This is a genomic window from Xanthomonas sp. BRIP62415, from assembly GCF_003993515.1.
GTDB lineage: Bacteria > Pseudomonadota > Gammaproteobacteria > Xanthomonadales > Xanthomonadaceae > Xanthomonas > Xanthomonas euroxanthea.
In genome coordinates this window covers 41290-52516 of sequence record NZ_QEZH01000031.1, presented here as the reverse complement: position 1 = coordinate 52516, position 11227 = coordinate 41290, and the positions used below count along the sequence as shown (strand labels likewise).

The following is an 11227-nucleotide window of genomic DNA, read 5'->3' as shown; positions in this document are numbered from 1 at the left end:
TGCCCGCCCATCGTCGCGGGACCCTGAGCGGCATGGATGCCGCGCCGGAGCCTACAGGGACGTACTTGCGGCGTGTCCCGCGATGGTGGGCGGGCAAGGGCCCTGCAGCCAACTGACAGCGTCGAGGGCGCGGTGCCCCTCACCGCTCGCGCGACACGCCGTAAACCCATTCCTGGGGGCTCGGTGGCGGCGTCCATGCCGCCACACGGTCCCGCAATCGGCGAGGACATCGCGACAGAAAGTTAGTCGGTTGCTTTGCTTAAAAAACCATACGCACCGACCATCTCGACTGGTCCTTGCCCGCTCACCGTCGCGGGACCTTGAGCGGCATGGATGCCGCGCCAGAGCCTACACGGACGTACTTGCGGCGTGTCCCGCGAGGGTGGGCGGGCAAGGGCCCTGCAGCGCAGTCGCGGATATCAGCATCTTGGTCGCTCAATCGCCACCCCGGAAAGGCGCATCTGCGCCCGCTACGTGCGTGTTCGTTGGCGCCCTGCGATCGACGCGGCAGCGCCCCACGCACATCGCATCGAACGCTGCGATGCATGCATGCGGCTGCGGCTGCGTGACGATGCTGCGTTGACGATCCGGAGGATCGGGCAAGGATGCCGGATCACCGGGCTCACGCCGACCCGGCGGCCCGCGGCACAGTGCATTGCACGACGCACAAACGCCACTATCGGGAGACACGCCGCATGAGTCAGACACTGTCGCTGGACCACTATCGCCTGCTTGGCCGCTCCGGGCTGCGCGTCTCGCCGCTGTCGCTGGGCACCATGACCTTCGGCGAAGCCTGGGGCTGGGGCGCGGATGCGGGCGAAGCCAGGCGCATCTTCGATGCCTATGCAGACCGCGGCGGCAATTTCATCGACACCGCGGTCAACTACACCAACGGCGGCGCCGAGCGCATCCTCGGCACGCTGATCAAGGACCGCCGCGAGCGCTTCGTGCTGGCGACCAAGTTCACCATGGCGCGCGATGCGGACAACATCAATTCCGGCGGCAATCATCGCCTCAACCTGATCCGCTCGGTCGAGACCAGCCTGCGCCAGCTCGACACCGACCGCATCGACCTGCTGTATCTGCACGCCTGGGATTTCACCACCTCGCCGGAGGAAGTGATGCGCGGGCTGGAGCATCTGGTGCAGTCGGGCAAGGTGCTCTACCTCGGCATCTGCAACACCCCGGCCTGGCGCGTGGCGCAGTTGCAGACATTGGCCGATCTGCGTGGCTGGTCGCCGCTGGTGGCGCTGCAGATCGAATACAGCCTGGTCGAACGCAGCGTCGAACACGAATTGCTGCCGATGGCCCGCGAACTGGGCCTGGGCGTATTGCCCTGGTCGCCGCTGGGCGGCGGCATCCTGACCGGCAAATACAGCCGCGCCGATCTCTCCGACGACAACGCGGCAGAGGTCTCGAACAGCCGCAAGGGCGTGATCGCCTCGACCGGGCATCTCAACGCACGCTCGCTGGAGATCGCCGATGTGGTCGGTGCGGTCGCCGAGGAACTGGGCGCCTCGCGCGCGCAAGTTGCACTGGCCTGGACCTTGCGCAACCCGGCGGTGGTCTCGCCGGTGATGGGCGCGCGTACGCTGCAGCAGGCCGAGGACAACTTCGGTGCGCTGGAGATCGTGTTCAGCGACGACCAGCTGGCGCGGCTGGATCAGGTCAGCGGCCTGTCGCCGATCTTCCCGGAGCGCTTCATCGGCCGGCCGATGGCGCAGCAGCTCATCTACGGCAGGCACACGCTACAGCTGCGCAACTGAGCAAACGGCAGGCGCAGGCGCATAGTCACCACCGTCGTCGCTGCAATGCGCCTGGTCGCTGCAAACCCGCGCCGACCGCGATCCGCAGCGCCGCTGGCCGGCAGCGATCAGCCCTCGCCTTCGGGCTCCAGCGCCTTGACCAGCACTGCCGCCTGCGTGCGGCTGTAGCAGTCCAGCTTCTTCAGGATGGCGGTGACATGCACCTTGACGGTGTTCTCGGCCAGCCCGAGTTCGTGCGCGATCTGCTTGTTGAGCAGGCCGTCGGCCAGGCTCAACAGCACCCGGAACTGTTGCGGGGTGAGCTGGGCGAGCTTGGAGGCCAGTTGCGCGTCGGCCTCCGAGCGCTCGGCAGTCATCGGCGGGAACCAGGTGCCGCCCTCCAGCACGCTGGCCACCGCGGTGCCGATCGATTCGGCCGGGGTGGATTTGGGAATGAAGCCGGCCGCGCCGAACTGCTGCGCGCGCCGGATCACGCGTGGGTGATCGTTGGAGGAGATCACCACCACCGGGATGTCCGGATGCTCGCCACGCACGTGCAATAGCGCCGAAAAGCCGCGTGCGCCCGGCATCGCCAGGTCCAGCAGCACCAGCTCGGCCTGTGGGTGCGAGCGCAGCATCGCGCTCAGTGTGGCGGCGCTGGAAGCCTCCACCACATCGGCTTGCGGCAGGGTCTGCTGCAGCACATGGATCACGGCGGCACGGAACAGCGGGTGGTCGTCGGCGACGAGGATGGTGAGATCGGCCATGCGCCAAGTCTGGCACATGGCCGTGTCGGTTTCCCGCGCCCGGGCGTCCACCGCCACTGCGTTGCGCAGGCGTCAGGCTTCTCGGCAGCCAGCGTGTGCGTTGTGAGCGCCGCTGCCACGTCCCGCAGACGCAAGGCACGTAGCGCGCGCCGCGCTGGGCACAGCCGTGCTCGCGGGTCGTCAGCGCCCGCCCTGGCGCGGCGGCTGCGTGCTGGCGCGCCAGGCGTCCAGAAACTGCCGGCGCTTGAGCTTGTCCAGATATACCAGCAGGCCCGGGCCCAGCGGGATCGGGCGGAACGGCGGCTGCGCCGAGCCGCCACGCCCGCCGGCGGCCGGCAGGATCGGCATCAGCCGCGCCTCGCGCGAGAGCACCTGCTGGCCGCGCGGCGACAGCAGGTAGTCCAGGAACCGGCGCGCCTCCGGCGCATGCGGTGCGGTCCTGGGGATCACCGCCGTGCGCAAGGCCACCAGCGTGTAGTCCTGCGGCTGCACGATGCCCAGCGGCGCGCCGGCGTCGATCCGCGTCTGCGCATAGGAGCCCAGCACGTTGTAGGCCAGCAGCAGCTCGCCACGGCTGACGCGGTCGAGCAAGGTGCCGGTACGTTCTTCGAGCCTGACCTGGTTGGCCCCCAACGCGGCCAGCAGCGCACCGGCGATGCTGCCGACCTGCCCGTCCTGGGTGGCGAACAGATAGCCCACGCCGCTGCGCTCGACATCATAGGTGCCGACTCGGCCGCGCAGCGGCGCGTCGGGTGCGCGCAACAGGGCCAGCAGCTGCCGGCGTGTGCGCGGCACGCGTGAGGCCGCCAGCTTGCGCGTGTTGTAGACGATCGCCACCGGCTCGTAGCTGATGCCGAATACCTCGTGCCGCCACTGCGCCCACGCCGGCAACGCCTCGGTCTGCGCGGAGCGATGCGCCAATGCATGCCCATCGTTGACCAGCTTGGTCTGCAGATCCATGCTGGCGCTGATTAGCATGTCGGCGGCCGCCGTGGCCTTGCCGGGATGCAGATAGCGGTCATAGATGTCCCAGGCGATCACATCCTCGTAGATCACCTGGGTGCCCGGATGCAGGCGCTGGTAGTCCTGGATGACCGCGCCGAACACTTCCAGATCGGTGGAACCCTGCACGCGCAATTGCGCCTGCACCGGGCCATGCGCGGGAAACACCCGTACATCGCCGGGCGCGGCGCGCGCCATAACCGGCGCCAGCAACGCCACCATCAGCAACAGCACGCGCATCACCGCGTCCCTCCAGGAAAATGCAACGAGGCGATCAGCCCGCCGCCGACACGGTTGCTCAGATCGATGCGCCCGCCGTGCGCTTCGACCACGCGCTTGACGATGGCCAGCCCCAGCCCCGCGCCGCCGGCCGGTGCCTCCGGCCCGCGGACGAAACGCTCGAACACGCGCTCGGCCTCGGCGGCGGGAATGCCGGGGCCGTGATCGGCGATGGTCAGCACGTGATGGCTGCCGTCGCTGGTGAGCGCCACCTGCAATGGCGCCCCGGCGCCGTACTTGCAGGCGTTGTCGATCAGGTTCTTCAGCGCCTCGCGCAGCAGCAAGGCATCGCCACGCAGCAGCGCCGGCTGCGGGTCGATCGCCAGGTGCACGCGCGGGGCGCCGTCGCCACGCGGCAAGGCCTCGTGCAAGGCCTGATGCAGCACCTCGGCCAGATCCACGGTGGCAAAACGCTGCAGGTTGGCGCGATGGATCACGCTGGCGTCGCTGAGCAATTGATTGAGCAGCCGGCTCATGTGGCTGGCATTGCGCTCGATCGCCACCAGGCTGCGTTGCATCTCGCGCGGGTCGTCGTCGTCCATCGCCAGCTGCGCCTGCGCGCGCAGGGCGGCCAGCGGCGTGCGCATCTGGTGCGCGGCTTCGGCCATGAAGGCGCGCAGGGTTTCGTTGCTGGACGACAGCCGCGCCATGAAGCGATTGAGCGCGGTCACCATCAACTGCATCTCCTGCGGTGCCGGCGCGCTCAGCGGTTTCAGGTCGGAAGGCTCGCGCCGCGACAGATCGCGCTCGATGCGCTGCAACGGGCGCAGGGCGCGATACACGCCCAGCCACACCAGGCCCAGGGCCAGCAGCGACAGCACGCCGATCGCCACCAGCGCATTGAGCACCACATCGCGTGCCACCGCATCGCGCGCGCGCCGGGTCTGACCGACCTGCACGCGCACCTCGCCCTGCCCGGACGCCGATGCCACCCGATGCATCACCACCGCAAAACGCACCGGCTCGCCGCTGTAGTCGGCATCGAACAGCACCGGGCGCTCGTCGCCGGGCGCGCGCGCCGGCAACGGCAGCCTGTCCTCGCCGGTGATGGTGCGGCCTTGCGCATCGAATACGCGGTAGAACACGCGGTCTTCCGGCGCCATGCCGAGCAGGTCCAGCGAGGCGTACGGCAGATCCACCTGCCAGTCGCCGCCGACCAGCGCCACGCTGTCGATGATCGACAGCGCCGAGGACACCAGCAGATGATCGTAAGAGCGGTTGGCGGCGCGCTCGCCGTAATCGCGGGCGGCAAAGAACAGCACCACCGCGCCCAGCAACGACAGGCTGCCCAGGTACAGCAGCAGGGTGCGCCGGATCGACGGTGCCACCATCCGCGGCTCAGCCATCGAGGCCGGGCTCCACCGACGCATCATGCGGATCGGCTTCCTCGAGCTTGTAGCCGGCCCCGCGCACGGTGACGATGCGCAACGGCGCGCCCGCCAGCTTGCGACGCAGGCGGCCGACATACAGCTCGATCGCATTGGGCCCGGCATCGTCGTCGAAACCGAACAAGCCGTTGCCGATCTCGTCCTTGCCCACCACCTGGCCCAGGCGCCCTATCAGGATCTCGAACAGGCGGTACTCGCGGTTGGGCAACTCGATCGGCGCACCGTCCAGCACTAGCGTGTGCGCAGCGTTGTCGAACACGAACCCGCCGATCTGCACCACCTCGCTGGCCTGCCCGCGATTGCGCCGCAGCAGCACCCGGCAACGCGCCTCGAACTCGCGGAAATCGAACGGCTTGCCCAGGTAGTCGTCGGCGCCGACATCCAGCGCCTGCACGCGGTCCTCGATGCCGTCGCGCGCGGTCAGCATCAGCACCGGCGTGGTATCGCCACGCTCGCGCATCCCGGCCAGCACACGCAATCCATCCAGCTTGGGCAGGCCGATATCCAGTACCACCAGATCGAAGCTCTGATAGCGCAGCACGCTCGCCGCCGCCAGGCCATCGGACTGCCAATCCACCGCATGCCCGCTACGGCGCATGCGCCGCACGATGGCATCGGCGAGATCGGTGTTGTCTTCGACTAGCAGCAGGCGCATGGGGCGGGAATGGGGAATGGGGAATCGGGAATCGGGAATCGGAACAGCAGTTGTCCGCGGCCGGAAGGTAACAGCCCTCGCGGACAAAAGCTCTTGGGCTTTTGCGATTCCCCATTCTCGATTCCCGATTCCCCCGCCCCCCAACGACAGGTCCATGACAGCTTCGCCGGACTAGGCTGCTGCCAACGCGCCGCAGCGTGCTTGTGCGGTGCATCGCTGAACGTGATTCACACATGTACCTGGGAGGGTCTGTGAGCAACGACACCTTGCGTCTGCGCGTCTTCACCGCCTGTGCTGCGCTGTGCCTGGCACCGGCGGCGCGGGCGGCCGAGGGCGACGGTCCGGTCACCGCCGAGGTGGGTGGGCGCGTGCACTGGGACTTCACCATGTTCGACAACGACGAACGCGGCACCCCCGAGCGCAACGACACCCAGTTCCGCCGCGCGTGGCTGGATGTGGCGGGCAAGTTCTACGGTTTCACCTACAAGGCCGAAGCGGAATTTGCCGGCCTGCAATACGAGTCCGGCAGCCGCGGCATCCTGGCGCGCGATGTGTATGTCGCCAAGAAATTTTCCGCCGGTACGCTGACCGTGGGCCAGTTCAAGCAGTACTTCTCGCTGGACGATCGCACCGGCTCCAACTACGGCCCGTTCCTGGAACGCGGATATGCGGCCACCACGCTGGCGCCGATCTACCGCAAGGCGATCTCCTGGCAGGCCAATCGTCCCGATGCAACCTGGTCCACGGCGGCCTACAGCCTGGAAAGCATCGACAACTCCTCCACCAAGGGCGGCGCGCTCGGCACCCGGCTGACCTTCGCACCGGAGATGGGCGAGGCGCGGCTGCGCCACCTGGGCGTGTCGCTGGCGCACGAGCGCTATTCGCATCCGGGCAGCGGCGGTGCGGCGCCCCTGCTGATCCGCCCACGCCCGGAAAACGATCTGGCCAACAACAGCCGCATCACCCTGGCGCGCTTTGCCGATGGCCGCGATACCGATTTCGACAAATGGTCGCTGGAGTACGCCGAAGTGCTGGGCCCATGGTCGTGGCAGAGCGAATTCAGCGGTGGCCTGCTCGACGACGGCTCCCAACATGCCAAGGTGTTGGCCAGCTACGGCCTGGTCAGCTGGTTCGTCACCGGCGAGTCGCGCGGCTACGACCGCAAGACCGGCCGTTTCAGCCGCATCAACACGCCCAACCGCCCCTCCGGCGCGTTCGAGCTGGCCCTGCGTTACGACTACATGCGCGGCGACCAGCACCTGGATGGCCAGCCCGATTTCATCAACGCCAGCACGCAGTCGTGGACGCTGGGCGGCAACTGGTACTTCAAGCCGAACCTGCGCGTGATGCTCAATGTGATCGACAGCCGCAACCGCGACCGCAGGGTCGATGCGGTGGTCGATCACACGCTGGCGGTGACCGGCCGGTTTCAGTACGACTTCTGATGACGTGCATGCGCGCACCGGTATTCACGGCGATTGGCAGCACCGGGCGCGTTGCGCCGCGCAAGCGCACCGTTGCCGTCACTGGTGCTCCGGCGCATCGAAAGCCGTGGCCGGTTCGACACACGACGATGCGCTCAGCCGCCGCTAATGCTCCGCATCCACGGCATCGCCGCTGCATGCGCTGCGCAGCGGCGCGCTCCACTCTCCCCCTGTTGTATGCCTCAAAGGATGTGCCCGCATGCTGACCGCGCTCGGTTTCGGAATGGTGATCACCTTCATGTACCTGATCATGAGCAAGCGGCTGTCGCCGCTGGTGGCTCTGATCACGGTGCCGATCGTGTTCGCGCTGCTGGGCGGCTTCGGCACCGGCATCAACGAGATGATGCTCGACGGCATCAAGAAGATCGCGCCCACCGGCGTGATGCTGATGTTCGCCATCCTCTACTTCGGGGTGATGATCGACGCCGGCCTGTTCGATCCGCTGGTTGGCCGCATCCTGCGCCTGGTCAAGGGCGATCCGCTGAAGATCGTGATGGGTACGGCGATCCTGGCGATGCTGATCTCGCTCGACGGCGATGGCTCCACCACCTACATGATCACCGTGTCGGCGATGCTGCCGCTGTACCAGCGCCTGGGCATGAACGCGCTCAACCTCACCTGCGTGACCATCCTGGCCAGCGGCGTGATGAACCTGACCCCGTGGGGCGGCCCCACCGCGCGCGCCGCCACTGCCCTGCATGTGGATCCAGCCGACGTGTTCGTGCCGCTGGTGCCGGCGATGGCGATGGCGATCGCCGGCATCCTCACGCTGGCCTGGTATCTGGGCATGCGCGAACGGCGCCGCCTGGGCGTGGTGCGCCTGCCGGCCGACGGCAACTGGCTGGACACCAGCATCCCGGAAGAAAGCGATGCGCTGCCGCGGGTGGAAGACACCGAGGACATGAAGCGGCCCAAGCTGCTGTGGGTGAACCTGCTGCTGACGCTGGCGCTGATGGCCGCGCTGGTGGTGGGCGTGCTGCCGATGCCGGTGCTGTTCATGATCGGCTTTGCGCTGGCGCTGATGATCAACTACCCCAACCTGGCCGAGCAGCGCCGCCGCCTGGTCAATCATGCCGGCAATGTGCTGTCGGTGGTGTCGCTGATCTTCGCCGCCGGCATCTTCACCGGCATCCTGTCCAACACCGGCATGGTCGAAGCGATGTCGCGCAGCTTCCTGGCGGTGATCCCGGACAGCTGGGGCCCGTATCTGGCGGTGATCACCGCGATCGTCAGCATGCCGTTCACGTTCTTCATGTCCAACGACGCGTTCTACTTCGGCGTGCTGCCGATCCTGTCCGAGGCCGCCGGCCACTACGGCATCACCCCGGTGGAAATGGCCCGCGCCTCGCTGGCCGGGCAACCGGTGCATCTGCTCAGCCCGCTGGTGCCATCGACCTACCTGCTGGTCGGCCTGGCCAAGGTCGACTTCGCCGACCATCAACGCTTCACGCTGAAATGGGCAGTGCTGATTTCCCTGCTGATGCTGGCGGGCGGGCTGGTGTTTGGCCTGTTTCCGTTGGCGCGCTGACGCCCGCCGGGAATGGGGAATCGGGAGTGGGGAATCGTAAGGGCGGCGCTGTGCTGTCGTGTCGATTACTGACGTCCACATGGAAACCCAGAGACCGCAAAGGCGGCTCCTGCGCTACCGATTCCCCACTCCCGATTCCCCATTCCCAAACTCCGAAGGAGTTCAAGCAATGACACTTCGCATCGCATACGTCACCAGCGGCATGGGCAGCGTGGGTACCGCGATCTGCCAGAAGCTGGCGCGCAGCGGGCATACCGTGGTCGCCGGTTGCGGGCCCAATTCGCCGCGCAAGACCTCCTGGTTGCGCGAGCAACGCGAGCAGGGCTTCGAGTTCGTCGCCTCCGAGGGCAATGCCGCCGATTGGGATTCCACCGTGGCCGCCTTCGCCAAGGTCAAGGCCGAGGTCGGCGAAATCGATGTGCTGGTCAACAACGCCGGCGGTAGCCGCGACACCTTGTTCCGGCAGATGAGCCGCGACGACTGGAACGTGGTGATCGCCAGCAACCTGCATTCGCTGTTCAACATCACCAAGCAGGTGGTCGACGGCATGACCGCGCGCGGTTGGGGACGCATCGTCAACATCGGCTCGGTCAGTGCGCACAAAGGCCAGATCGGGCAGATCAATTTCGCCACCGCCAAGGCGGCGATGCATGGTTTCAGCCGCGCCCTGGCGCAGGAAGTCGCCTCGCGCGGGGTCACCGTCAACACCATCTCGCCGGGCTATATCGCCAGCGCCTCGATCAGCAGTTTCCCGCCCGACGTGCTCGACCGCCTGGCCACCTCGGTGCCGATCCGCCGGCTCGGCAAGCCGGCCGAAGTCGCCGGGCTGTGCGCCTGGCTCGCCTCCGATGAAGCCGCTTACGTGACCGGCGCCGATTACGCGGTCAACGGTGGCCTGTACATGGGCTGAGAGACGCCACGAAGACGGCAAGCGGTCTTCAGGTGCGTGCTGACAGCGCGCACGCACCGGCCGGTGAGTGGTACATGCCGGTTCCGAACACTGACCGCCGCCAGGCGGGGCGCACCGTCATTGTCATGGGCGCGCTGAAGCTGCACCGCTCCAAGCATCGCCGCTCCAAGCATCACCAGATGCAGCCTCACCACCCAGCAGCCTCACGCTCGTCGTGGCCGCTGTGATGCACGCCGCGCCCGCCCTGCGCTTGCATGCAGGTGCGTGATGGCGCCTGACCCGCACGCGCAAGCGACCGCCACTGCGTCGATCAACCCGCCTCCAGTGCGAACTGATTACACTCGGGTTTTTCCGCACTGCGCTGACATGGCCAAACCTTCAGAACGCGCCACGCCGGGGCCCCGCCCGCAGATGGCCGACATCGCCCGCATGGCGGGGGTTTCCGAATCCACCGTGTCGCGCGCCCTGGCCGGCAGCCCGGTGGTGGCCGAGCGGACGCGTGCCTACATCAAGCAGATTGCCGCCGATGCCGGCTACCAGGTCGATCCGATCGCGCGCAGCCTGCGTGCCAAACGCTCCAACACGGTGAGCGTGGCCGTGCCGATGATGCATGCGCTGGACCAGCCGCTGTCGGATCCCTTCATGATGACGATGCTGGCACTGCTGGCCGAGGAACTGACCGGGCGCGGCTACAGCATGTTGCTGTCCAAGCTGGACCGGCATCAGGACGGATGGGTGGAACAACTCGCACGCGGCAGCCGCTCCGATGGCGTGATCGTGCTGGGGCAAAGCTCCGAACATGCCGCACTGGACGAAGCCGCGCGCGATGGCCTGCCGATGGCGGTGTGGGGCAGCCGCATCGATGGGCAGTCGTACATCAGCGTGGGCAGCGACAATTTCCAGGGCGGCGCGCTGGCCACCGACCATCTGATCGCCAGCGGCCGTCGCCGCATTGCCTTCCTGGGCGATGACCAACTGCCCGAGGTTGCGCCGCGCTTTGCCGGCTATCGCCATGCGCTGCAGCGGCATGGGCTGGACTTCGATACGCGGCTGCACGCGCGCAGCCACTTCCTCAGCGAAGACGCCTACCGCCTCACCCGCGCCATGCTCAAGAAGACCGATCCGCCGGATGGCCTGTTCGCCGCCTCCGACGTGATCGCGGTCGGTGCGATCCGCGCCCTGGTCGAAGCCGGGCACCGGGTGCCGCAGGACATCTCGCTGGTGGGCTTCGACGATATTCCGCTGGCCGCCTACAGCCAGCCACCGTTGACCACGGTGCGGCAGGACCTGGGGCTGGCCGCGCGCCTGCTGGTGGACCGGCTGCTGGCGCTGATCGGCGGCGAAGCGGTGGAGTCGGTGGAGATGCCGGTGAAGCTGGTGGTGCGTGAGTCGGCTTGAGGCCGGGAATCGGGAATCGGGAATCGGGAATCGGGAATCGTAAGAGCGGGCGTGCTGGCGTGCGGTGCGCA

General features: G+C 67.5%; 9 protein-coding genes. 5 read left to right on the top strand and 4 right to left on the bottom strand.

Annotated elements, in window-relative coordinates; translation table 11 throughout:
- Positions 1 to 695 precede the first annotated feature (695 nt).
- Positions 696 to 1766, top strand: coding sequence for an aldo/keto reductase (locus EO141_RS16515; protein ID WP_104584009.1), 1071 nt, complete (start codon positions 696 to 698; stop codon positions 1764 to 1766).
- Positions 1767 to 1873: 107 nt separating this feature from the next.
- Here the strand turns inward: EO141_RS16515 and EO141_RS16510 are convergent, their stop codons facing one another.
- The 4 genes from EO141_RS16510 to EO141_RS16495 form a co-directional block, all read right to left on the bottom strand.
- On the bottom strand, positions 1874 to 2512 hold the full coding sequence (locus EO141_RS16510) for a response regulator transcription factor (RefSeq protein WP_024938967.1): 639 nt from the start codon (positions 2510 to 2512) through the stop codon (positions 1874 to 1876).
- A 180-nt stretch (positions 2513 to 2692) separates the two neighbouring features.
- Entirely contained in the window at positions 2693 to 3754 is a 1062-nt protein-coding gene (locus EO141_RS16505) for an ABC transporter substrate-binding protein (RefSeq protein ID WP_127169713.1), read from the bottom strand.
- The gene (locus EO141_RS16500; protein ID WP_104584008.1) at positions 3754 to 5139 is read right to left on the bottom strand and encodes a sensor histidine kinase; all 1386 of its coding nucleotides are present in this window, start codon (positions 5137 to 5139) and stop codon (positions 3754 to 3756) included. The genes EO141_RS16505 and EO141_RS16500 overlap by 1 nt, the downstream gene beginning before the upstream one ends.
- Positions 5132 to 5836 carry a response regulator gene (locus tag EO141_RS16495; RefSeq protein ID WP_127169712.1) on the bottom strand — a complete coding sequence of 235 codons (705 nt, stop codon included), beginning with the start codon at positions 5834 to 5836 and terminating at the stop codon, positions 5132 to 5134. Before EO141_RS16495 ends, EO141_RS16500 begins: the two co-directional genes overlap by 8 nt.
- Before the next feature lie 251 nt (positions 5837 to 6087).
- Between EO141_RS16495 and EO141_RS16490 the strand changes: the two genes are divergently transcribed.
- The 4 genes from EO141_RS16490 to EO141_RS16475 all read left to right on the top strand — a co-directional run bounded on the left by EO141_RS16490 (position 6088) and on the right by EO141_RS16475 (position 11156).
- Entirely contained in the window at positions 6088 to 7281 is a 1194-nt protein-coding gene (locus EO141_RS16490) for an OprO/OprP family phosphate-selective porin (protein WP_127169711.1), read from the top strand.
- Positions 7282 to 7519: 238 nt separating this feature from the next.
- Positions 7520 to 8848, top strand: a complete 1329-nt coding sequence (locus EO141_RS16485) for a CitMHS family transporter (RefSeq protein WP_104584005.1) — start codon at positions 7520 to 7522, stop codon at positions 8846 to 8848.
- Between the two features lie 169 nt (positions 8849 to 9017).
- Positions 9018 to 9758: an acetoacetyl-CoA reductase gene (phbB, locus tag EO141_RS16480; protein WP_016904744.1), complete on the top strand. Its 741-nt coding sequence runs from the start codon at positions 9018 to 9020 to the stop codon at positions 9756 to 9758.
- Positions 9759 to 10124: 366 nt separating this feature from the next.
- A complete protein-coding gene (locus tag EO141_RS16475) occupies positions 10125 to 11156 on the top strand; it encodes a LacI family DNA-binding transcriptional regulator (RefSeq protein ID WP_104584004.1) in 1032 nt (343 codons plus the stop codon).
- Positions 11157 to 11227: the final 71 nt, after the last annotated feature.